The organism is Novosphingobium sp. AP12 (assembly GCF_000281975.1).
GTDB lineage: Bacteria > Pseudomonadota > Alphaproteobacteria > Sphingomonadales > Sphingomonadaceae > Novosphingobium.
In genome coordinates this window covers 1-23,446 of the sequence record NZ_AKKE01000141.1, presented here as the reverse complement: position 1 = coordinate 23,446, position 23,446 = coordinate 1, and the positions used below count along the sequence as shown (strand labels likewise).

At 68.1% G+C, this 23,446-nt stretch carries 18 protein-coding genes; 9 read left to right on the top strand and 9 right to left on the bottom strand.

What is annotated here, in order from left to right; translation table 11 throughout:
• A partial coding sequence (locus PMI02_RS20560) for a PLP-dependent aminotransferase family protein (protein WP_007686497.1) occupies positions 1–1,320 on the bottom strand: 1,320 nt, incomplete at its 3' end.
• Between the two features lie 74 nt (positions 1,321–1,394).
• Here PMI02_RS20560 and PMI02_RS20555 point away from each other — a divergent pair.
• The 3 genes from PMI02_RS20555 (at position 1,395) to PMI02_RS20545 (ending at position 4,575) form a co-directional block, all read left to right on the top strand.
• Entirely contained in the window at positions 1,395–1,847 is a 453-nt protein-coding gene (locus PMI02_RS20555; protein WP_007686495.1) for a DUF983 domain-containing protein, read from the top strand.
• A complete protein-coding gene (locus PMI02_RS20550; protein ID WP_007686494.1) occupies positions 1,837–2,145 on the top strand; it encodes a hypothetical protein in 309 nt (102 codons plus the stop codon). The genes PMI02_RS20555 and PMI02_RS20550 overlap by 11 nt, the downstream gene beginning before the upstream one ends.
• Positions 2,146–2,430: 285 nt before the next feature.
• The gene (locus tag PMI02_RS20545) at positions 2,431–4,575 is read left to right on the top strand and encodes a TonB-dependent siderophore receptor (protein ID WP_036504775.1); all 2,145 of its coding nucleotides are present in this window, start codon (positions 2,431–2,433) and stop codon (positions 4,573–4,575) included.
• Between the two features lie 85 nt (positions 4,576–4,660).
• Here PMI02_RS20545 and PMI02_RS20540 read toward each other — a convergent pair whose 3' ends face one another.
• The 6 genes from PMI02_RS20540 to PMI02_RS20515 all read right to left on the bottom strand — a co-directional run bounded on the left by PMI02_RS20540 (position 4,661) and on the right by PMI02_RS20515 (position 13,590).
• Positions 4,661–6,022 carry a PepSY domain-containing protein gene (locus PMI02_RS20540; protein WP_007686492.1) on the bottom strand — a complete coding sequence of 454 codons (1,362 nt, stop codon included), beginning with the start codon at positions 6,020–6,022 and terminating at the stop codon, positions 4,661–4,663.
• An 11-nt stretch (positions 6,023–6,033) separates the two neighbouring features.
• Positions 6,034–8,325, bottom strand: a complete 2,292-nt coding sequence (locus PMI02_RS20535; protein ID WP_007686491.1) for a TonB-dependent receptor — start codon at positions 8,323–8,325, stop codon at positions 6,034–6,036.
• An 86-nt stretch (positions 8,326–8,411) separates the two neighbouring features.
• Positions 8,412–8,816 (bottom strand): hypothetical protein, encoded by a 405-nt coding sequence (locus PMI02_RS20530; RefSeq protein WP_007686490.1) that lies wholly within the window; start codon positions 8,814–8,816, stop codon positions 8,412–8,414.
• Positions 8,817–8,903: 87 nt separating this feature from the next.
• Positions 8,904–10,319 carry an aldehyde dehydrogenase family protein gene (locus PMI02_RS20525; RefSeq protein ID WP_007686488.1) on the bottom strand — a complete coding sequence of 472 codons (1,416 nt, stop codon included), beginning with the start codon at positions 10,317–10,319 and terminating at the stop codon, positions 8,904–8,906.
• A gap of 140 nt (positions 10,320–10,459) precedes the next feature.
• Complete coding sequence (locus PMI02_RS20520; RefSeq protein WP_007686487.1) at positions 10,460–12,250, bottom strand: thiamine pyrophosphate-binding protein; 1,791 nt, start codon at positions 12,248–12,250, stop codon at positions 10,460–10,462.
• A gap of 152 nt (positions 12,251–12,402) precedes the next feature.
• Positions 12,403–13,590: a CaiB/BaiF CoA-transferase family protein gene (locus tag PMI02_RS20515; protein ID WP_007686485.1), complete on the bottom strand. Its 1,188-nt coding sequence runs from the start codon at positions 13,588–13,590 to the stop codon at positions 12,403–12,405.
• A gap of 174 nt (positions 13,591–13,764) precedes the next feature.
• Here PMI02_RS20515 and PMI02_RS20510 point away from each other — a divergent pair, with 174 nt between their 5' ends.
• The 5 genes from PMI02_RS20510 to PMI02_RS20485 all read left to right on the top strand — a co-directional run bounded on the left by PMI02_RS20510 (position 13,765) and on the right by PMI02_RS20485 (position 18,781).
• Positions 13,765–14,931 carry an acyl-CoA dehydrogenase family protein gene (locus PMI02_RS20510; protein ID WP_007686483.1) on the top strand — a complete coding sequence of 389 codons (1,167 nt, stop codon included), beginning with the start codon at positions 13,765–13,767 and terminating at the stop codon, positions 14,929–14,931.
• A gap of 115 nt (positions 14,932–15,046) precedes the next feature.
• A complete protein-coding gene (locus tag PMI02_RS20505) occupies positions 15,047–15,937 on the top strand; it encodes a CoA ester lyase (protein WP_007686482.1) in 891 nt (296 codons plus the stop codon).
• A 136-nt stretch (positions 15,938–16,073) separates the two neighbouring features.
• Entirely contained in the window at positions 16,074–17,321 is a 1,248-nt protein-coding gene (locus PMI02_RS20500) for an acetyl-CoA hydrolase/transferase family protein (RefSeq protein WP_007686480.1), read from the top strand.
• 253 nt (positions 17,322–17,574) lie between these two features.
• A complete protein-coding gene (locus PMI02_RS20490; RefSeq protein ID WP_007686478.1) occupies positions 17,575–18,342 on the top strand; it encodes an enoyl-CoA hydratase/isomerase family protein in 768 nt (255 codons plus the stop codon).
• A gap of 103 nt (positions 18,343–18,445) precedes the next feature.
• Entirely contained in the window at positions 18,446–18,781 is a 336-nt protein-coding gene (locus tag PMI02_RS20485; RefSeq protein ID WP_007686477.1) for a hypothetical protein, read from the top strand.
• Between the two features lie 58 nt (positions 18,782–18,839).
• Here the strand turns inward: PMI02_RS20485 and PMI02_RS20480 are convergent, their stop codons facing one another.
• Together PMI02_RS20480 and PMI02_RS20475 are read right to left on the bottom strand one after the other, a co-directional pair.
• Positions 18,840–20,684 carry an NAD(P)/FAD-dependent oxidoreductase gene (locus tag PMI02_RS20480; protein WP_007686475.1) on the bottom strand — a complete coding sequence of 615 codons (1,845 nt, stop codon included), beginning with the start codon at positions 20,682–20,684 and terminating at the stop codon, positions 18,840–18,842.
• 100 nt (positions 20,685–20,784) lie between these two features.
• Positions 20,785–21,735: an SDR family NAD(P)-dependent oxidoreductase gene (locus PMI02_RS20475; RefSeq protein ID WP_007686473.1), complete on the bottom strand. Its 951-nt coding sequence runs from the start codon at positions 21,733–21,735 to the stop codon at positions 20,785–20,787.
• Between the two features lie 262 nt (positions 21,736–21,997).
• On the opposite strand from PMI02_RS20475, the gene PMI02_RS20470 reads away from it, so the two are divergent.
• Positions 21,998–23,446, top strand: a 1,449-nt coding sequence (locus tag PMI02_RS20470; RefSeq protein ID WP_007686472.1) for an SMP-30/gluconolactonase/LRE family protein, incomplete at its 3' end; no start/stop codon positions are given.

Below are 23,446 nucleotides of genomic sequence, written 5' to 3'. Positions count from 1 at the left end.
CCGGTCGAGGCTGCCGCCGATCGACAGCCGCACCGCCGCCGGGCCGCCCGCCGGTCCGGTGCGGAACTGCTCGCTCGACACCACCGAGACGCCGAGCGTGCGCAGGCTGGCGACCAGTTCGAACGACTGCGTGTGCTCCTTCAGCGGCACCCAGAGATGATAGCCTGAAGGCCCGGCGCGGTAGCTGCCGGCGGGCAGGTGCTCGGCGACGATGGCGAGGCGGGCGGCGCATTCCTCGCGGACTTCGCCGACCAGCGCGGCCCATGTCCCGTCCTGCAGCCAGCGGGTGCAGACCGCGAGGTTGAGCGGCGGCGGCATGATCGTCGTCTCGTGCGTGTCGGCGGCAAGGCGCAGCGCATCGCGCACCAGCGGCGCGCGCAGGTAGGCGATCCGAAGCGCGGGGGAGATCAGCTTCGACAGGCTGGCGACATGCCAGGTCCGCTCGGGCGCGAGCGCGGCGAGCGAGGGGATTTCGAGGCGGCCGAGCCGCGAATAGGGATCGTCCTCAATGACAAGCACGTCATGCCTGCGGGCGATTTCCGCGATCCGCGTCCGGCGTTCGAGGGGGAGCGTGGCGGTGGTCGGATTGTCGTTGTCCGGCACGAGGTAGATCGCGCGGATCGGCGATGCGGCGCAGGCGCGCTCGAAGGCGTCGGGGTCGATGCCGTGTTCGTCGGCCGCGAGCGGCACGATGCCCACGCCCCTGCGGCGGCAGATCGCGCTCCATCCCGGATAGACGAAGGGGCCGGTACACACGGCATCGCCCGGCTCCAGCACCGCGCTGGCGACGGCATGGAGCGCGGTCTGTGCGCCGCTGGTGACGAGCACGGTGTCCTCGCCCGCCTCGATGCCCGAGGCGGCGAGCCACTGCGCTCCCGCAAGCCGGTCCTCGGGCGCACCGCCCGCCGGCTGATACTGCATCCGGTTGGCGCCCGAGGGCCCTTGCAGCACATCCTGCAAGCCAGCGGAGAAACGGGCCGCGAACGTGCTGCCCCCTGGAACCGGGGGCAGGTTCATGCCGGTGTCGAACGGCTGGACGGCCACCGCCACCGGCGCTGCGGCGCCCTGCTCGCGCACGAAACTGCCGCGCCTTCCCTCCGCGTCGATCAGGCCCTGCCGCCGCGCCTCGGCATAGGCGCGCGAGACGGTGCCGGCGTCGAGGCCCAGCACTTCGGCTAGTTCGCGCTGCGGCGGCAGGCGGTCGCCGGGGCGCAGCCGCCCCTGCTGGAGATCGCGGGCGATGGCGGCGCAGATCGCCAGATAGAGCGGACCTTCCGCGGGCGCGAGGTGGGGAAGCCATTTTTGCGATGCAGTTTGCATTGACTTTGTATGCATGCAAAACCCATATGCATCAACAGCCGATTCCCGGCAATCCGCAAGAGCAGGCTCGTGACATGGAAGATCCCGACCAGACCGCCGGCGCCGCAACCGAAGCCGCTCGCCCGGACAAGGGCAAGTGGATCCTCCATTGCGGCCTCAAGGGCCTGTGCCCGCGCTGCGGCAAGGGGCGGATGTTCCGCAAGTGGCTCAAGCTGCAGGACAAGTGCCCCAATTGCGGGCTCGACTACGGCTTCGCCGCCCCGGACGACGGCCCGGCGTTCTTCTCGCTCTGCATCGTCGCGTTCCCGTTGACGTTCTTCGCGGTCTGGCTGCAGGTGAAGTTCGAGCCGCCGTTCTGGGTCCACCTGCTGACCTCGTTCCCGCTGCTGGGCATCGGGTGCGTCCTGCCGCTGCACTTCATCAAGGGCTGGCTGGTCGCCTCGCAATACGTGAACAAGGCGCAGGAGGCCGGGACCGAGAAACTCTGGGCCGACCTCAACGCCCGCGCCGGGCGCCATGAAGACTGACGCCGCCGCGCTCGCCCGCGAGTTCGCCGCCGACTGGTTCGAGGCCGCGGGGCGTCCCGACCTCTCGCGCATGGTGCGCGACGGCGAGGGCGACGACTTCGCCGAAGTGCGCAGCGCCGCACGCTTGCTCACGGTCCGGGCCGAACGCCTTGCCCGCTATGAAAACGCCCTTGCCCAGTACGCCGACGCGGAGTTCTGGGACGATGCCTTCCCCGGCGGCCCGCTGGCGCTCCACGACCGCGGCGAAATGGCCCGCAACGTCCTCGAGGGGCGCCCCGCGTTCTTTCATCGCGACTGAATATCGCTGCACAGCCCTTGAGCCGGAGATTTCCCGGTGCCGTCACCCATCCGCTACACGGACATCGCCATAGGCTGAAACCGGCGGAAATTCGCGCGTTCTAGCGCCGCTGCCGGTCATCTCCCCCGCTTTGGCCCCGAACGAATGTGCTCCCTTGAGGGCCAAGAAACTTATTGCGAATGATCCGCAATGCCATTAGCGGGCGCTGCAATTCCGGCCCGCAAGGCGCCGACAGCGCCGGCCGCGATGGGGTGGCCGGGGTAAAGCCAGACAGGGATCGTCCGCATGAAATCCAGGATCGCACTTATGATCGGCGGCGCCTTTGCCGTCTACGCCATGCCCGCTGCCGCCCAGGTCGCCGAGGACAACGGCGGGGACGGGGATGCCATCGTCGTCACCGGGACGTACACGCTCCCCGACAAGATCGACACGGCCACCGGCCTTGGCCTGACGGTCCAGGAGACGCCGCAGTCGGTCAGCATCGTGACTGCGCAGCGGATCATGGACCAGAACCTGATCAGCGTGAAGGACGTCATCCAGAACGCGGTCGGCGTCGCCATCAACGAGACCGACGACGTGCGTAACTCGTTCTATGCGCGCGGTTTCCAGATCACCAACACCCAGATCGACGGCGTGCCGACCGCCTGGGCGCTGGGCGGCGATTCGGGCGAGACGCTGGCCGACGTGTCGCTTTACGAGCGCGTTGAGATCGTGCGCGGCGCCACCGGCTTGCTCAGCGGCGCGGGCGATCCGTCAGCCTCCGTCAACCTGGTGCGCAAGCACGCCGACAGCACCGAGCTCAAGGGCTACGTCAGTGGCAGCTACGGCAGCTGGGACACCGTCCGCCTGTCCGGCGACATCGGCGGCGCAGTGACCTCTGACGGACGCCTGCGCTTCCGCGCGGTCGGCCGCTACGAGGACGGCGACAGCTACATCGACGGCTACCACAACGAGAAGTTCGTGGCCTACGGCACGATCGACGCCGACGTCACCGACACCACCCTGCTGCGCGTGGGCTTCAGCCACCAGCAGGGACGGCCGGACGGCAATGCCTGGGGCGCCCTGCCTTCGTTCTACAGCGACGGCAGCTTCGCTTCATGGCCCCGTTCGAAGACCGCCTCGGCCGACTGGACGCACTGGGACACCACCAACCAGAACCTGTTCGTCACCCTGAAGCAGGACTTCGGCAACGGCTGGAGCGCGCAGGCCAACTACAACCGCATGCGCAACACCCAGCGCACCGAAATCCTTTATCTCTACGGCCTGGTCGACAAGACGACCGGCCTGGGCCTGGCCAGCAATCCCTACTCCGCCGATGGCGAGAGCATCCAGAACAGCTACGACGCGCAGATCAAGGGCAAGGTGACCCTGTTCGGCCGCGACCACGACATCGTCGTCGGCGCGCTGCGCAGCATCATCAACCGCCACGCCGACACCTTCGCGGCGCTCAACATCACCGATCCGAGCAACCCCTATTCCTGGCCGCCCGCGGGTGACTTCAACAACTGGACGCCCCAGTCCTACGACTATCCGGGCTTTTCGACCGTGCCCTTCCGGGCCTCGCAGGAAAAGATCACGCAGACCGGCTACTACGGCGCCGTCCGTGCGAACCTGACCGACCAACTCAAGGTGATCGGCGGGGGCCGTCTCGCCAGCTGGAAGCAGCGCGGCTTCGCCTACGGCGTGGACAGCAACTACGGGGACGACAACGTCTTCATCCCCTATGTCGGCGCGCTGTACGACGTGACCCCGAACCACCGCCTCTATGCGAGCTACACCACGATCTTCTCGCCGCAGAACTACGTGGACCGCAACTTCCGCCAGCTCGATCCGCTCGACGGCAAGGCTTATGAAATCGGCCTGAAGAGCTCGTTCTTCGAGAACGCGCTGCAGACCTCGCTCTCGCTGTTCCGCATCGAGCAGGACAACGTGGCGGTGATGGACGGCGCGCCGATCACCAATCCGAACAACCCCTCGCTGCCGCCGCAGCAGACCTACGTTGCGGCCAACGGCGTCGTCAGCAAGGGCTTCGAAGTCGAGATCACCGGCCAGCCGCTCGAGGGCTGGAACGTCAACTTCGGCTACAGCCAGTTCAAGATGGATGCCAATTTCGACCAGCCGCGCCGCCTGCTCAAGCTGTTCACCACCTACACGCTGGGCGACCTGACCTTCGGCGGCGGCGTGAACTACCGCAGCAAGGCCTACACCGACGGCACCAATCCGGTCACCAGCGCACCGTTCCGCTTCCAGCAGGACAGCTACACGCTGGTCAGCCTGATGGGCCGCTACGAGGTGACCGACAACCTGCAGATCCAGGCGAACCTCGAGAACCTGCTCAACAAGAAGTACTTCAGCCAGATCGGCTTCTACAGCCAGTACCGCTACGGCGCGCCGCGCAACTTCACGGTCAGCGGCACCTACCGCTTCTAAGCGGACCGTACAGCCAACGTCCACGGGGGCGCCGAGCGTGAGAGCGCCCGGCTGCCCCGTGGTCGTTTGGGGATTCAGGCGCCCGTCACGCGGCCACGCGCGGCTCGCGCCAGCCCATCCATCGGCGGATCGCTGGCGACAGGCGCTTGAGCATGACTTCCACGGCGACTGCGAGCGCCAGTGAAAGGCCGAACAGCGGCATCGCCAGCGCCAGCGCCAGGACCAGCGCCACCAGCGCCCACGAATGGCGCAGCGGTGCGAGGCTGGCCGGGGCGCCGAGCTGTCCGGTCGGGCGGCGGCGCCACCACTGGACCACGCTCGACACGCACAGCAGCACCAGTCCTACGAGCACCGCGAGGTTGACGAGCTGGTTGGCAAGGGCCGCCCAGGCGCCCTCGTGGATGGCGACGCCGTAGCCGACCGCGCGGTCGATCCAGTGGTTGTCGGCAAAGCGCCTGACGCCCACCAGCGTACCGTCGGCGGCGATCTCCGCACTGTCGCGGCGGGGACGGTTCTCGGCCTGGCTGCGGACCTGCCAGGGCGCGCCATGCGCGGTCGGCGGGCTGACCTCGACCGGGGCGGCGAAGCCTAGCGTTTCTGCGGTGCTGACGACGACATCGAGCGCGGCGGGGGCGGGTGCCATGTGCATCATCGCCATGCCGCCGTGTTCGGCGTGGTCGGACATCATGGCACGCATCCCGGCGTCGGCGCGGGCGCGGTCGGCGGCATCGGCACTGGCTCCGGCGGACCAGTCCTGCGGACCGTAGGTCGTGCCGGTGACTGCGCGGACCTCGCGGAAATAGTCTCCCCAGGCGCTGGCCCAGGGCAGGCCCGAGGCGATCAGGAACAGCGCGCCCAGCGACACCCACAGGCCGGTCACCGCGTGGATGTCGCGCCAGAACGTCGCGCGGCCTCGGCGCAGGCGGGGGTAGAGTACGCCGGCGAGACGCGCCCCCCCGCGCGGCCACCACAGGAACAGGCCGGTCAGCAGCATGACGATGGTCCAGCACGCCGCCGCCTCGACCAGCGCCGAGCCCCGCTCGCCCGCGAGCAGTTCGCCGTGGAGGCGGAAGACCACGCGCATCAGGCGTTCCTCCTCGGGCACCGCATGAAGGACGGCGCCGCTCTGCGGGTTCACCCAGACGCGCACGTCCTCGGCGCCCTTGCCCACGAGCACCTGCACCGCGTCGGCAGGACTTTCGGGCAGGACGTACTTGTGGAGCACGGAGCCGGGCACTGCCGCCACGGCGCGCGCGGCGACCGCGTCTGGCGATAGCGTCGGGCCGGTCGCCACGTTTCGGTAGGGGGCGTAGAGCGCGGCCTCGATCTGCGGCTTGAACAGGTAGATCCCGCCCGTCACCGAGAGCCACAGCACGAAGGGCACGCAGAAAAGCCCGGCGTAGAAGTGCCAGCGCCAGACGGCGCGATACCAGCGTTCGGTGCGCATTTCGGGCTCGCTCACAGCTTCCACCCCGCTTCGACGAGGAAGCTGCGCTGCGGGTAGGGGTGATAGACCCAGGCCCGGTTGTTGGTGATGTTGTCGACCCCGGCGCTGACCCGCAGCTGCTCGGTCACGTCCCAGCTGACCTTGGCGTCGAGCGCGAAAAGTTCGGAGGTGTAGCCGTAGGTGTCGCCGCGCTGGAGGCCGAAGAGGTCGGTGTTCGGGCGGCTGGCGTAGCGCACGCCGATTGCGATCAGCACCGGCTCGGCGACGCGGTAGCGCAGGTTGCCGTTGATCCGCCAGCGCGGGATGCGCGGGAACTGCACGCCCTCAGCGGCGGGCGCCGCGTCGTTGCGAAGGGTGACCGAATCGATCCAGGCGACGTTGGCGTCCACGTCGAGGCCGGGGAGCGCTACGTCGCGGGCCTCGGCGATCAGTTCGAGGCCGTACTGGCGGGTGAGGTCGACGTTCTTGTAACTGGAGGTGGTCACGCCGTTCTGGTTGAAGCCGGTGAACGAGAAGATGGTGTTCCTCACCCGCTGCCAGAAGGCCGAGGCGGTCAGCTTCACGCCTCCGAAATCGTGGGCGACGAGCAGGTTGGCGTCTGTCGAGCGCTCGGGCTTCAGGTTCGGGTCGAAGCTGTCGCGGTTGAAGGTGCCGTCACCATTGAGGCTGCCCTGGAACAGCTCACCCACGGTCGGGAAGCGGGTGGCCTTGGCGAGACTAAGCTGAACGCGGGTCTGGGGACCTGCCGCCCATTCGAGCGAGGCCTTGGGCTGGAAGCCATCGGCATGGCGGCTGGGATATGTCGCAGTGACCGGCGCTCCCGCCGTGCCGAGGCGGGCAAGGCCGCCGTCGAAGGCGCGCCAGTCCTCGTAGCGGGCGCCCAGCGTCAGCGTCACCGGGTCGAAGGGCACGCGCAGTTCGGCCCATGCGGCGAGGTTGCGGGTCTTGCCGAAGGTGCGGGTGGAGAACGCCTTGCCGCTGTCGCTGCGCCAGTTGGCGAGCGTGTAGTTGGTGAGGTCGGTCTTGTAGAGGTTGGCGCTGCCGCCGCCGGCCAGGTCCATGCCGCCGACCTGAGCCGCCAGCGAAAGATCGCCGGTCCACCACCAGGTCGGACCCTGCCGCGCCAGCGTCCCGGCGCCGTCGCGGGCGCCCGCATTGTAGCCCTTCGAGGTGAAGCCGTCCGAGCGCAGGATCCGGTAGGTCGAGACATTCGCCTGCACGCTCACCGCGTCGGAAACTGGCGCGGAGACCTTGACGCCCGCGAGCAGTTCGTCGCGGATCGTGCGGGACCAGTTGGCGCCGCTCGCGGTGTACTTCTGCCCACCGATCGAGACGAGGCCGTCGCACACCATGTTGCTCGCCGCGTCGCTCAGGTAGCAGTCGGGTGCGGTCTGGGTATCGAGGTTGTGCCAGTAGGCGAGCAGGAGTTCGCCCGTCACGCCTGACGCGCCGTCGTAGCCTATGCGCAGCTTGGCCTGGTCCTGGGTGATCTCGGCCGGGCTCTGAGCGGCGAAGATGGGGTTGGTCGCGGTGCCGGGAGCGCCCGCCATCGCCTGCCTTGGATCGACCACGGCGCCCGTCACCGGCGTCGCGGCGGCGGTGCTCGCCGAGGGCGTCAGCCCGTAGAACATCTGCGGATGGCCGGTGTTGCGGAAGTGGCGGCCCGACAGGCGCACCGACCACGGGCCGTCCTTCTGGCGGAAGCCGAAGCCGGCCTCTGCAGAATAGCCCCAGTAGCTGTCGTGAGTACCGTACTGGTCGTAGGGCTGGGCCATGCCCTGCACGGCGGCGAAAGCCTCCGTCTTTTCAGGCGAGCGGGTGGTGATGTTGACCACGCCGCCCATCGAATTGCCTGCATAGCGCGCCGAATAAGGCCCGTAGACCACGTCGAACTGCTCCACCTCGCCAGGCCCGACGACACCCCACTTGGGCGCATAGGCGAAGGAATTGCCGAGGAAGTTGGAGACGGTGAACCCGTCCACCATCACCAACGTGCGGGCGCTCTGGGTGGAATGGGTGCCTCGGAAACCGGGCACGCCGTTGGAATCGCCGGCGTATCGGGTGCGCACGAAGAAGTCGGGCGCGTATTTCATCAGGTCCTCGACGTTGCGGGCGTTGACGCCCGCGAACTGCTCGTCGCCGAGGCTGACCGAGAGGCCGCGTGCGTCGAGGCTGATGTCGCGCTCGCGCTGGCCGACGACGAGGATGGCATCGCCGGGGGCATCGTCGGCCTCCTCGGCTTGGGCATGGAAGGGGAGCAGCGCAAGCGGTGCGGCGCCGAGCGCCAGCAGGGTACGGAACATGGAAAATTCACCTGAACGGCCGCGCACCGGATGGGCGCGGCATGCATGACGACCGCGAGCGCTTTGCCGGCGGCGTGGTTACGGCGTCAGGTGAAGCGGGGAGGGGCCTGGCTGGGCGGCCGGATGCGCTCCGTGATCGAACGCAGCGCCAGCGGCTGGCGCACGATCGCGGCGACGAACACGAAGGTCAGCGCCGCCAGCACCAGCGGCACGAGGTCGGCGCCGGTCATCCCGGCGGCGAGCGGGGCGAAGGCGCAGGGGTGGTCGGCAGTCGTCGTGCCGTTGTCCTGGTGCGAGCCCTTCGTCGGGATCGTGATCGTCATCGCGGCGCCCGCAGGCATCGAGCCGGAGCACAGCGCGACGATCAACCCGGTGTCGGGCGCTGCGGGCATGTAGCCGGTGGGGACCAGCGCCTTCAGACACAGCGCGGCGGCCAGCAGCATTGCTGCCAGCGCCGGTCGGTCCCGGAAGAAGTGCCTGATCGTGCCCACGGGTTCACCTTTAGCGGGTCGGGTTGGTTGAGGGAAGGGGAAGACCTGAGGCGAATGGCCCCGGCGTCCGCCCCTTCCCCTGAACCGTCAGCCCCAGCCGACCACGGACTTCACTTCGAGGTATTCGTGGAACCCGAACTCGCCCCACTCGCGCCCGTTGCCCGAGCGCTTGTAGCCGCCGAACGGGGCGTGGAAGTCGAAGCCGCCGTTCACCCAGATCGCGCCAGTGCGCATCCGCCGCGAGACGGCGCGGCAGGCCTCGATGTCCTCGCCCGAGACGTAGCCGCCGAGGCCGAAGTTCGAATCGTTGGCGATGGCGACCGCGTCGTCGACGTCGTCGTAGCCGATGATCACGAGGACCGGGCCGAAGATCTCCTCGCGAGAAATGACCATGTCGTTGGTGCCGATGAACACGGTGGGCTTCACGTACCAGCCCTTGTCGAGACCATCGGGACGGCCGAGGCCGCCGGCGATGAGTTCGGCGCCTTCGGCGACGCCCTTCTCGATGTAGTCCTGGATGATGTTGTACTGGCTCTTGGAGACGACCGGGCCCATCGCGAAGTTGCCGGTGGGATCGCCCACGGTGACGCCGTTGGCGGCCTCGGCGGCGACCTTCTTCACCTCATCCATGCGCGCGGACGGCACCAGCAGGCGCGAGCCGGCCGAGCAGGTCTGGCCAGAATTGCCCATCATGCCCGCCGTGGCGCCCGCGACGTTGGCGGCGAGCGAGGCGTCGTCGAGGACGATCCAGGCGCTCTTGCCGCCCAGTTCGAGGCCGACGCGCTTGACGGTGTCGGCGGCGTCCTTGGTGATCTGCACGCCGACCGGCTCGGAGCCGGTGAACGAGATCATGTCCACGTCCTCGTGCTTCGAGAGCGCGGCGCCGATCACCGAGCCCTGGCCCTGGATCATGTTGAACACGCCTGCCGGAACCCCTGCCGCATGGATCATCTCGGCGAGGATCTGGGCGGAGTAGGGGGCGAGCTGCGGGGGCTTGAGGATCATCGTGCAGCCGGCGGCGAGCGCGGGGAAGATCTTCACGCAGGTCTGGTTCATCGGCCAGTTCCACGGGGTGATCAGGCCACAGACGCCGATCGGCTCCTTGCGGATCATGGTGACGCCGCGCTGTTCCTCGAACTTGAACTCGCGCAGCACCTCGATAGCGGTGCCGAGGTGTCCCTTGCCGAGCAGCGTGTGGAAGCCGTTGGCCAATGAGGTGGGCGCGCCCATCTCGACCATGATCGCCTCGCCGAGTTCCGCTTCGCGGCGCAGGTATTCGGCCTGGATCGCCTCGAGCAGGTCGAGCCGTTCCTTGACGCTGGTTTCGGAATAGCTGGCGAAGGCGCGGCGGGCTGCGGCGACGGCCTTGTCGACGTCGGCGGGGGAGCCGAGCGAGATTTCGCCCGAGACTTCCTCGGTGGCCGGGTTGATGACTTCGGCGGTCTTAGGGGTGACCGGTGCGACCCATTGGCCGTCGATGTAGAACTGCGTGTAGTTGCGCATGACCTTCTCCCAAGGTTTGTGCTGGGGACTAAAGGCAATGCCCGCACCGCGCGCAAGGCGGGTACGGGCATCGTCGTCTCATCTGGGCGCCGCCTGGGCGTGCCCACTTGGCCGGAAAGCTGGCTTTCCGGCTGAAGGCATTACTGGGTGCCTTCGGCGTACCAGGTGCGGAACTCGTTGTAGTTCGGCATTTCTTCCGAGTTCGCGGCAGGATCGATCGGTACGTGGATCACGGTGCAGCCGCCGCGGGCATAGGCGCGATCGATGGCGGGGCCGATGTCGGCTGCCTTCTCGACGTATTCACCGGCGGCGCCGAAGCCCTCGGCGATCTTGTCGAAGCGGACCTTGTCGGACCAGTGGACGCCGGTTTCCTTGGTGCCCTTGCCGAAGGTGCGCTTGTAGACGCCCACTTCGAGGCCCCACTGGAAGTCGACGCCGACGACGATCACCAGCGGCAGTTCCTTGCGCACGGCCACTTCGAGCTCGCCGATGTGGAACAGGAACGAGGAGTCCGAGGTCAACAGCATGCCCGGGCGCACCTTGCCGGTCTCGGCCTGGTCGGCGAGCATGGCGCCCGTCGCGTAGGGCAGGCCGGTGCCGATGTGGCCGTAGTTCTGGTTCCAGATTACGTCGCGCGGCTTGGCCTGCGAGTAGGTCCACTGGAAAATCACCGTGGCGCCGCCGTCGCGGATCAGGATGCCGTCCTTGGGGAACGCCTTGGTCGCCTCGGTGACGAACTGGCTGGTGTGCATCTTGGAGGTCGAGCCATCGGGCTTGGACGCGGCGTCCTCGGCCAGTTCCTCGAGCTGCTGGGCATCGCGCTGGATGTATTCCGAGAGCGATTCCGAAGCCTTGCGCGGCGTGTCCTTCAGCGCGCGGACGAGCTGCGGCACGACGGCGCGGACATCGCCGACCAGCGGGATGTCGATCGGGCGGTTGACGCCGATCGCGGTGGGGTCCTGCTGGACGTAGATCCACTTGCGGTTGGCTTCGTTGTCGACCCAGTGGCGCCAGCGGCCGTAGTGGCTCGGCTCGCCCAGTTCGGTGGCGAGCGCGACGCAGCAGTCGCTTTCGACCACGGCGTCGATTGAGGCTTCGGAGAAGCCGTAGGGGAAGGTGCGGTCCTCAAGCCCCGGAATGAACGAGGTGCCGCCCGAGGTCTGGACGACCGGGCACTGCATGAGATCGGCGAGTTCCTTGACCGCCGCGCCCGCCTTGGCGGTGTAGACGCCGTGGCCGACCAGCAGCACCGGGTTCTTGGCGTTGCGGATGGCTTCGACGGCTTCGAGGATGCGGTCGCCGTCGGCGCCCTGGTTGGTCAGGCGATAGCGGTGCGGCGGCAGCACCGGCGGCAGGTCGAGTTCCTCGAGGATGATGTGCGAGGGGAATTCGATGTAGGCCGGTCCCGGCGTGCCCGACATGGCGATGCGGATCGCCTCGCGGACGATCTCGTCGGTCTGGTCGGCATATTCGATCGAGCTGGAGAACTTGACCGAATCCTCGATCATCGGCTCCTGGCGGACGAACTGGATGCGGCCGCGGCGCACGCGGCGCTCGGTGATGCGGGCGCGCTGGCCGCCGATGAAGATGACCGGGTCGTTCTCGACCTTGGCGCACTGGATGGCGGGCATCATGTTCGCCATGCCCGGGCCCAAGGTGCCGATGCAGACGGCGGGCTTGCCGGTGATGCGCGCGGCGGCGGCGGCCATGTGGCCGGCCGACGCTTCATGGTGCGGCGACACGACGGTCCAGCCGCGCGTCTCGGCCTCGAGGAAGAGGTGGACGAAGTTGGGATCGGGGATGCCGAACAGGGTCTTGATGCCCTCGGCCTCGAACAGGTCGAGCATGCGCTTGAATACGGGGGTGCCCGTGGAGGACTTGGCCGGCGCTTCCGGCGCCTCTGTATCAGCTAGGGGCTGGTCGTCGTACATCGTGGTTTGCCTTTCTTCCGATCCGTTGTCGCTAGGTCTTCAAGGGAGGTTCGGCCTCGGTCTTGACGATCCGATCACGCTCCCAGGGTCCGGCTTGGGCAGGTGGTTAGCCCAAGCCTTTCGATGCTGTCAGGTGAAATCAACACCCCTGTTCACTTCGACTCGCTGACCATCGCCGGGGCGACGCTTGCGAGTTCGGCGAGCACTTTTTCGTTGTCCTGTCCGAGCATGGGGGCGGGTCCGCGCACCTTGCCCGGCGTCGCCGAGAACCAGGTCGGCACGCCGGGGAAGCGCACCGGCCCCTGCGGCGTCTCGACTTCCTCGAAGAAGCCGATGGCGTTCAATTGCGCGTTGTCGAACAGTTCGTCGGTGGTCTGCAGGCGCGCGCAGGGGATGTGCAGGCCCCGCAGCGTGTCGAGCCATTCCTGCGTGGTGCGGGTGAGGAAGGTCTCGCCCAGCAGTCCGTAGACCCGCCCGATCTGCTTTGCGCGCTTCTCCAGCGTGGAGAACTCGTCGCTCGCCCAGGGCGGGTTCACGGCCGCCATGAAGGCGTCCCAGTGCTTGTCGTTGTAGACCAGCGCGGCGACGTACCCGTCCTGCGTCCGGTAGGGCCGCCGGTTGGGCTCGACCGCGCGGTGGTAGTGCGCCGGCGTGGTGGGCGGCGCAAACATCGCGCCGTTGGCGTGCTCGACCAGCATGAACGAGGACATCGCCTCGAACATGGTGACTTCCACTTCCTGGCCCTCGCCGGTGCGCTCGCGGTGGAACAGCGCCATCATCGTCGCGTAGAGCGCGTGCAGACCGGCGACCTTGTCGGCCATGATCGTGGCGACGTAGCCGGGCTCGCCGTTCATCAGCCCCTGGACGTGGGGGATGCCGCATTCGGCCTGGATGGTGTCGTCGTAGGCAGGCTTGTCCCCCTCGGGCCCGCGCCGCGAATAGCCGTAGCAGTTGGTGTAGACGATGTCGGGCTTGATGGCCTTTACGGCCGCGTAGTCGAAGCCGAGCTTGGCGATCGCACTGCCGCGCATCGAGTGGATGAAGACGTCGGCGGTGGCGATCAGCGCGCGCAGCGTCGCGCGGTCGACCTCCTGCCTGAGGTCGAGCATGAGGCCGCGCTTGCCGCGGTTCACGTTGACGTAGATGCCGCCCATGCCCGGGACCGGGCCGGTGGTGATCCAGCGCGTGTTGTCGCCGGCGGGGGGCTCGATCTTGAACACCTCGGCGCCCATGTCCGCCATGATCTGCGTGGCGTAGGGCCCGAAGACCACGCTGGTGAGGTCGACGACGCGAATGCCCGCAAGGGGGCCTTGCGCTGTCTTGTCTGCCTCTTCGGCCATGCCGTTCTCCCAATCTTCTTGGGGCAGGGCTTAACGCAAGCTCGATTCCAAATCCATGCGTATTTTCGTTCGCTGAACCGATATCGGAACAACACCGTTGTCTCTGCGCGTTCGCGCTGCTACGCCTTGGACAGCGCCTGAACAGGCGAAAACCGGGAAGAAGGGCGAAACGCAGTGGATTTTGCACTCAACCAGGACCAGCAGGATATCCGCGAGGCCGTCCTTAAGCACTGCTCCCAGTTCCCCGACGAGTACTGGCTGGAAAAGGATCGCAGCGGCGAATTTCCGACCGAGTTCCACCTGTCGATGGCGCAGGCCGGCTGGCTCGGCGTCGCCATGCCCGAATCGGTTGGCGGCGCAGGCCTCGGCATCACCGAGGCGGCGGTGATGATGCAGGCCGTGGCCGAGAGCGGCGGCGGCATGACCGCGGCCTCGGCGATCCACGGCCCGGTGTTCGGCCTGGAGCCGGTCGCCCTGTTCGGCACCGAGGAACAGCAGCAGCGCATGATCCCGCCGATCCTGTCGGGCGAGGAGAAGATGTGCTTCGCGGTGACCGAGCCCAACACCGGCCTCGACACCACCAGCCTCAAGACTCGCGCCGAGAAGGTGCCGGGCGGCTACCGGGTCAACGGCGAGAAGATCTGGATCACCAACGCCCACGTCGCCGACCGCATGCTGCTCATCGCGCGCACCACGCCGCTCGAGGAGGTGAAGAAGAAGACCGAGGGGCTGACGCTGTTCTACACCAAGCTCGACCGCGCCCACATCGAGCACCAGCTGATCCCCAAGATGGGCCGCCACGCGGTGGGCTCGAACATGCTGTTCATCACCGACCTGTTCATTCCCGAGGAAGACCGCATCGGCGCCGAGGGGCAGGGCTTCAAGATCCTGCTCCAAGGCCTAAACCCCGAGCGCGTGCTGCTCGGCGCGGAAGCCACGGGCCTCGGCCGCATCGCCATCAAGAAGGCGTCGAAGTACGCGCAGGAGCGAGTCGTCTTCGGGCGCCCGATCGGGCAGAACCAGGGCATCCAGCACCCGCTCGCCAAGGCGTGGATGCAGGTCGAAGCGGCCAGCCTCATGGTGTTCAAGGCTGCGACCATGTTCGACCAGGGGCTCGACTGCGGGGTCGAGGCCAACACCGCCAAGTACCTCGCCGCCGAGGCCGGGTTCGAGGCCTGCCAGACCGCCGTCATGTCGATGGGCGGCATGGGCTACGCGCAGGAATACCACGTCGAGCGCTACCTGCGCGAAGTGCTGATCCCGCGCATCGCGCCGGTCAGTCCGCACCAGATCATGAACTACATCGCCGAGAGGGTTTTGGAACTGCCGCGCAGCTATTGAGGCAAGCGACCTTGAGAAAGCCCGTCATCCCGGCGAAAGCTGGGATCGTCATCGGCAGTGCGGGATGTTGCCGCCCGCGATCCCGGCCTTCGCCGGGATGACGACTGGAGAGCCTATGTCCGTTACCCATCAGCCTTCCACCGCCCGCTCCTGGCTGTTCGCGCCGGGCGACAGCGAGAAGAAGATGACCAAGGCGACCGAAGGCGACGCCGACATCGTCCTCATCGACCTTGAGGACGCCGTCGCACCCGACGCCAAGGCCGCCGCGCGCCCGATGGTCCACGATTTCATCAAGGCCCATCCCGAGCAGCGCGCGCGCCTGTGGGTGCGCATCAACCCGTTCGACGGCCCGCACACCCTGCACGACCTCGCCGCCGTCATGCCCGCGCATCCCGGCGGCATCATGCTGCCCAAGGTCTACGGCCGCGCCGAGGTCGAGAAGCTCGACCACTGCCTCTCCGCGCTCGAAGTGGCGAACGGGATCGAGGAGGGCTCCACCCCCGTCATCGTGCTCATCACCGAGACCGCCGAGGGCATGTTCCATACCGGAGACTACAAGGGCGCCCCGCGCGTCGTCGCTCTGACCTGGGGGGCGGAGGATCTCGCCGATTCGATCGGCGCTTCGTCCAACCGCAACCCCGACGGCTCGTACTCCTTCACTTACGAACTGGCGCGCAGCCTCACCGTGCTCGGGGCGGCGACGGCGGGGGTCACCGCGATCGAGACGATCAGCGCCGACTTCCGCGACCTCGAAGCCCTGCGCACCCGCGCCGAGAAGGTCCGCCGCGACGGTTTCCGCGGCATGATGGCCATTCACCCGGCGCAGGTCCCGGTCATCAACGCAGCCTTCACCCCCACCGAGGCCGAGATCGCCGAGGCGCAGGAAGTGGTCGACGTCTTCGCCGCCAACCCCGGCGTCGGCGCGATCGGCTGGAAGGGCGGCATGCTCGACCGGCCGTACCTCGCCCGCGCCGAACGGCTGTTGCGGCAGGCAGGGAAGCTGTGACGAGCCCCCATCGTCGTCCCGGACTTGATCCGGGACCGCTGGCCGAGTCGCGCCCACCTCGTTTCACGCAAAGCCTCGCCGAGAGGTGGGCCGTTCCCGGCCAGCGGTCCCCGGTCGAGCCGGGGACGACGGGCGCATGATCGACCTCACCCAATACCTTCGCCCCGGCGACCACATCGTCTTCGGCCAGGCCTGCGGCGAGCCGACCACGCTTGTCGAGGCGCTGATCGCGCAAGGCGCACGCGTCGGAAATATCCACGCCTTCATCGCCACCAGCTTCTCCGGCCTGTTCACGCCCGAAAGCGCGCCGGCGTTCCGTCTGTCGTCGATGGGCGCGATCGGGGCGCTGCGGGTGATGACCAAGGCCAACCTGCTCGACGTCATCCCGGTCCACGTCAGCCAGGTCGCACCGCTGATCGCGGCGGGCGTTATGCCCTGCGACGTGGCGATGATCCAGGTCAGCCCGGCCGACGCGCAGGGCAACCATTCGTGTGGCCTCATCTCCGACTACGTGCGCGCCGCCGTGGACAAGGCGCGCGTCGTCATCGCCGAGGTCAACGAGGCGGTCCCCTACGTGCCGGGCGAACTGATCCCGGCGAGCGCCATCGACGTGGCCGTGCAGGTATCCCGCGCCCCCGTAGAAGTCGCGCCCGCGAAGATCGGCCCCACCGACGAGGCCATCGCGCGGCTCTGCGCCGAGTTCATCGGCGACGGCTCGGTGATCCAGACCGGCGTCGGCGCGGTGCCCGATGCGATCCTGCGCCTGCTCCACGACCGCCGCGACCTTGGCGTCCATTCGGGCATGCTGGGCGACGGGCTGGTTGAGCTGGCGGAGGCGGGCGTGCTCACCAACGCGCGCAAGGAGATCGACCGGGGCGTCTCGATCAACGGCGCGCTGATCGGAACGCGGCGGCTCTACGACTGGGCGCACGAGAACCCCACGATCCGCATGACGCCGACCAGCTACACCCACGACGCGGGCGTGCTGGGCCAGCTGTCGCGGCTCGTCACGATCAATTCCGCGCTGGAGGTCGACCTCACCGGACAGGTCAACGCCGAGCAGTCGGGCGCGGCCTACATGGGCGGCACCGGCGGGCAGGTGGACTTCGTGCGCGCCGGGGCCCGTTCGCCCGGCGGGGCCTCGCTGATGGTGCTGGCCTCGACGGCCAAGGGCGGAACTCTGAGCAAGATCGTGCCGACACTCTCGGGGCCGGTGACCAGCGCGCGCAGCGAAGTGGACGTCGTGGTGACCGAGTTCGGCGCGGCCCGGCTCAAAGGCCAGACCCTCGCCGAACGCGCCCGCCGCCTCGTCGCCGTGGCCCACCCCGACTTCCGCGAGGGTCTCGACCGGGCGGCCTTCGAGATCGCGCGGCGGGGATTCTAGAATGGATTTCACGCGGAGGCGCGGAGGCGCGGAGAAGAACAAGGTCCGGGATCACGCAGAGACGCAGAGGCGCAGGGATGTCGTGCTCGCGGCGAAGCCGCTGTGTGCCATCGACGCTGCGAACGCCGCCGCCTTGATCGGTAGAAAGAGCCTGCGGCTCGGCCCGACATCTCTGCGCCTCTGCGTCTCTGCGTGCATCAAATCCCTTGTTCTTCTCCGCGCCTCCGCGTGAACCCGTTTCAAGGACCCACCGATGACCGACGCCGTCCTGTACCAAGCCCGTGAAGACGGCATCGCCGTCATCACCATCGACCGCCCCGACCAGCGCAACGCCCTTAGCCGGGAGGTCCGCGAGGGCCTGCGAGCCGCGTGGGCGCGGTTCGAGGCGGATGATGTCGCGCGCATCGCCATCCTCACCGCGACGGGCGACAAGGCCTTCTGCGCGGGCGGCGATCTCAAGGAGATGGTCGAGACCGGCATGGCGGTCCCCCCGCGCGACATGTACGCGCTGCCCTACGACACCATCGAGCTCAGCAAGCCGACCATCGCGGCGGTCAACGGCGTCGCCTTCGCGGGCGGCTGGATGATAGCGCAGGCCTGCGACCTGTGTGTCGCGTCCACCAACGCCAAGTTCGCCATCACCGAGGTCAAGGTCGGGCGCGGCAGCCCCTGGGCGGCGCCGCTGATCCACATGATCCCCCAGCGCGTGTTCATGGAGATCGTCCTCACCGGCAAGCCGATCACGGCTGCGCGCGCCTACGAGATCGGCCTCGTCAACCGCCTCGCCGAACCCGGCGCTGTGCTGGACGCGGCGATCGAACTGGCGCTCGAGGTGCTGGAAGGCGCGCCGCTGTCGGTCAAGGCCGCGCGCGAGACGGTGATGCTCTCCACCGAAATGGGCCGCAGCGCCGCGCTCGCCGCCGCCCGCGCGGCGCACGAGCTGACCTACAATTCGCACGACGCACAGGAAGGCCCGCGCGCCTTCGCCGAAAAGCGCAAGCCGGAGTGGCAGGGGCGGTAATCCTACCCCCTGACCCCTCCACCGGGAGGGTGATGGGCAGTCATCGGTTTCGCCCACGGCTTCCTGCGGTGCCTGACTTGACGGATACCCGGTGCCGGGGCCTATGGCCGGTGTGCCCGGAGCGCTCGGCTTCGCAAGTCCCGACCTGAAAGCTCCCGACACCATGCCGCAAGATTCGATGGTCCAGCTCGCCCTCTTCACGCAGGCCGTCGAGGCGCTGGGCGGTCAGCGGGTGACGGCGCGCACGCTCGGCATTGAGGAGCGGGACCTGCTGGCCCGGCTGGCGGGCGATGCGCCGCTCGACACCGCGATCCTGCGCGACATCGCCAAGGCCCTGATCGACCACGCCGACCGCTGCCGCAAGATCGAGCGCAAGCTCTCGCCGGCGTTCTCGGAGAACCTCACCGTCGTTCAGGCCGAGGGTTTTGGCGGCGGCTGAAACGACAAGGGCGACAGGTTGAACCTGCCGCCCCCGCCCTCCTCCAGAGCCTTGTATCCTAGCTGACGGTTTCGCGTGTCTCGAACGCGACGCCCGGCAGGTCCGGGGTCTTGCGCCAGTCGGCGAGCATGTCGCGCCAGGCGTCCCAGCCGGGCAGGTAGCCCTTGAACAGGGCCCACTTGAGTTCCTTGTCGCCTTCGTTGTTGAAGTAGCTGGGTGTGCAGCCCTGCTGGAATTCCGACATGTCGACTTCGTTGTCGCGGCAGTGCTGGACGTAGCCGGCGACGCCCTCGGCGGTGGCGGAGAACTTGTCGGCGCCGCGCCGCACGGTCTCGCCGATCATGAAGGCGAGGTGCTCGGCCTGGCGGCCGAACTGCTCGGTGGTGCTCGAGTTCGTGGCGCCCTGGATATAGCCCATGTAGAACATGCCGGGGAACTTGTCGGTGGTCACGCCGTGGAGCGTGCTGGGGCCGTTGGTCCAGTGCTCGTAGATCGACAGGCCGCCTTCGCCCTCGACGGTGTCGATGCCCCAGCGGCGCTTGAGGTCGCTGGTGACCTCGAAGCCCGAGGCGAAGATGAACAGGTCGACCTCGTATTCCACGCCGTCGGCGACGAAGCCCTTCTCGGTCATACGCTCGACGCCTTGGGTCGGCGAGACGTCGATCACCTTGACGTTGGGCTGGTTGAAGGTCGGGTAGTAGTCGTTGTTCGACAGCGGGCGCTTGCACATGAAGCGGAACCACGGCTTGAGGATTTCGGCGGTTTCCTTGTCCGTGACCTGTTCGTCGACGCGGCGGCGCAGGCGCTCCATCACCTGGAAGTCGACCACGTCGCGGCGGGCCAGCAGCTCCTCGATCGGCAGCTGCGGGTTGCCGTCGGCTTCGAGCTCGATGTTGAGGTTACGGCTGATCTCAGTCCAGATGTCGCAGATCTGGTCGGGCTCGCCGGGCAGGAAGAACTGCTGCGCGCCGCGGTGGAAGTTCGCCATGCGCTCCTGCTGCCAGCCGGGCTTGAGCGACGCGGCCCAGTCGGGATCGGTCGGCGGATTGGGCCGCTCGTCGATGTTCGAGGGCGTGCGCTGCAGCACGTACAGCTGCTTCGCGTACTTGCCGAGATAGGGCACGGCCTGCACCGAAGTGGCGCCGGTGCCGACGATGGCGACGCGCTTGTCCTTCAGCTTATCGAGCACCGGCTGCGTCCACGAACCGCCGGTATAGTCGTGCTCCCACCGGCTGGTGTGGAACATCTTGCCTTTGAAGTCGTGGATGCCGGGGATGCCGGGCAGCTTGGGCATGTTCATGACGCCGCCGGCCATGACGACGAAGCGCGCGCGCAGGTCGTCGCCGCGGCTGGTCTTGACGTGCCAGCGCTTGATCGTCTCGTCCCAGGTGATGCTCTCGACCAGGGTGTGGAACAGCGCCTTGTCGACCAGCTCGAAGTCGGTCGCCATCTTCTGGCAGTAGGCCTGGATTTCCCAGCCGTCCGAGAACTTCTTGCTCGGCAGGTAGCCGGTTTCCTCGAGCAGCGGGAGGTAGCAGTAGGCGTCGTTGTCGCACTGCACGCCGGGGTAGCGGTTCCAGTACCAGACGCCGCCGAAGCCGCCCGCGTGGTCGATGTTGCGCACGTTGGAGACGCCCTGCTTGTGCAGGTGATAGCCCGCCAGGATGCCCGAGAACCCCGCGCCCAGGATCGCCACGTCGAGGTCCTCGACGATCGGATCGCGCGTCGCCACGGGGGTGAAGGGGTCATGGGCATAGTTGTCGGAGAAGTCGCCGGTGGGGCGCACGTACTGCTCGCCGCCTTCGCGGCGCAGGCGCTTGTCGCGCTCGGCGATGTACTTCGCCTTGAGCGCGGGGATGTCGAGTTCCTCGGGCGCTGGCACGTTGGTTTTCTGGCAGATCATTCCGGTCCCACTTTCTGTCGTGCGGGCGACTCTGCCGCAAGGCGGCGCCCTATGGATGCGATGTGGATTTGGCGCATTTAGTTGTCAACAGTGTTGTTGATTAAGCATCAGCGTCCGTGACCGATCGCTCTCCCGATCGCGCCATGGCGAAGCTGTAGCCGATGTGGCCGACGTGGCCGTGGAGGCCGAAGTCGAGCAGCTGCGGGTTCTCGGGGCCCTTGTCCTGGAACGCCTCGGCGGCGGCGGCGACGTCCTCGATGGTCCACTCCGGACGCCAGGCGCCGCGCGTCTCGGCGATGAAGGCGCGGGCGATGCGCCCGGCGATCGAGGCGATCATCTCGCCGCTGACCGAGCAGGCCTCGTGCGCCAGCCAAGCGACGACGGGAGCGACCAGTTCCGTGTCCATCGGCGGGTACTGCGAGATGTCGATGCCCTCGGCCATGCGCGTGACCGCGCTGGGGACGATGACGTTGGACTTCACGTTGAAGTCCTCGCCCTCGAGCGCGGCGACGTTGCTGAGGCCGATCATGCCCGACTTGGAGACGGCGTAGTTCACGCATTCCTTGTTGCCGTAGATGCCGCCGATCGAGCTGGTCAGGACGATGCGGCCGAAGCCCGCGTCGCACATCGGCCCGAACGCGGCCTGGACGACGTGGAAGGCGCCGAGCAGGTGGACGTCCAGCACGCTGCGGAAGTCTTCGTAGGCGATGTCGCGGATGGTGCCGTAGCGCACGTTGCCCGCATTATGGATCAGCGCGTCGATGCGGCCCCAGGTGCCTAGCGCGGCCTGGATGATCGCGCGGCCGCCCTCGGGCGTGGCGACGGTATCGGCGTTGGCGATCGCCTCGCCGCCCGCCGCGACGATCTCGTCGACGACTTCCTGCGCCACGCTTGTATCCGGTCCATCGCCGCGAATCGCGCCGCCGAGGTCGTTGACCATCACCTTGCAGCCCAGCGAGGCGAGCAGCAGGCAATAGGCGCGGCCAAGGCCCCGGCCGCCGCCGGTTACCACTGCTACGCGGCCGTCGAAACGCAGGGCAGGGGTGGGCATGGTCGGGCGTCCTCTCGTGCGGCGCGGGTCGGCTTGTCGGAAGAACGGCGGCGGCCTGCGCTCGCCGGTTCCATCGCCACGCCCGGCCGGATTGATTATGGGTTCGGCGCACGAATATCCGCACGCCTTCCCACTTGGCAACGGTAGGCCCGTCGCCGGGGCGATGCCGGGTGGAGGCGGGCGGGCCGCGTTGCGTGGGGGGGCACCTGCCTATACCAATCGGCAAAAGACTCGGCCCGCGCCGATGGAGAGAGGTGTATACATGCTGCAAGCCGCAGGCCGGAATTCCAACGCGATAGCCGCCACCCCGGGCGAGGGCTGGGCTATCCACCGCATGACCCCCGCCAGCCGCCTCGCCAGCGCCAACGGCATCCGCACCGGCGCCGACGGACGCATCTACGTGGCGCAGGTCGCCGGCTCGATGGTCAGCGCGATCGACGTCGACAGCGGCGTGATCGAGACGATCAGCCCCAACGGCGCCGGCATCGTCGGCCCGGACGACCTCGCCTTCGACGAAGCGGGCAATCTCTACTGCACCGAGATCACCATGGGCCGCGTCTCGATGATGACGCCCCAGGGGGAGTACCGGGTCATCCACGGCGACATGCCGGTCGCCAACCCGATCACCTACCACCAGGGCCGGCTGATCGCGGGCGAACTGCGCCTCGGCGGCCGGATCATGGAGCTGGACCGCGACGGCGGCGCGCCGCGCGTGATCTACGAGGGTGTGCCGATGGCGAACGCCTTCGAGGTCGGCCCGGACGGCAAGCTCTACTTCCCAGCGCAGGGCGCCAACGAGATCTGGCGCATCGGCCTCGACGGCGGCGAGCCCGAGGTGGTGGCGAAAGACCTCGGCGTGCCCGACTCGGTCAAGTTCCACCCGGACGGCTACATCGTCTCGACGCAGGTCTATTCGGGGCAGGTCCTCAGGATCGACCCGCGCACCGGCGAGAAGTCGATCTTGGCCGACATCGGTCCGGGCCTCGACAACGTCGCCTTCGTGAACGGGCGCACTTTCGTGTCGCACATCAACGGTTCGATCACCGAGATCGTCGAGCCCGGCAAGACGAAGCCGCTGGTCGAGAAGGGGCTGCAGTGGCCGCTCGGCCTCGCGGTGGACGAGCATGGCCACGTCCTCGTCGCCGACGGCGGGTTCGCCTACCTGCTGCGGCCGGGCGAGCACCTGCAGCTGGCCGGGATGCTGTTCTCGCCGGGCTTCCCGGGCTGGATCCGCGACGCGGTCGCCAGCGGCGCGGACGAATGGATCGTCACCACTGCCAACGGCGACGTCGCGCGCTGGAAGCCGGCCGCGGGCGAAACCGAAGTGCTGGCGAGCGGCTACGACCGGCTGATGGGCGTCTCGGTCGGCCCCGATGGCGGCGCGGTCTTCGCCGAGTTCGGCACCGGCAAGGTGTTCGGGCAGGAAGGCGGCAACGTGGTCGAACTCGCCTCGGGCCTCGACCGGCCGATGGGCGTCGCGGTGGCGGGCAACGGTAGCGTCTACGTCGCCGAGAGCGGCGCGGGCCGCGTGGTCAAGCTGGTCGGCGGCCGCAGGGAGATCGTGCTCGACGGGCTGGCCCGGCCCGAAGGCATCGCGATCGCCGGGGGAACGCTCTACGTCGCCGATCCGGGCGCCAACGCGGTGGTCGCCAGCGACCTGTCCGGCGGCGCGCGCGAGACGCTGGCGAGCGGCCTGCCGATCGGCGGGGCC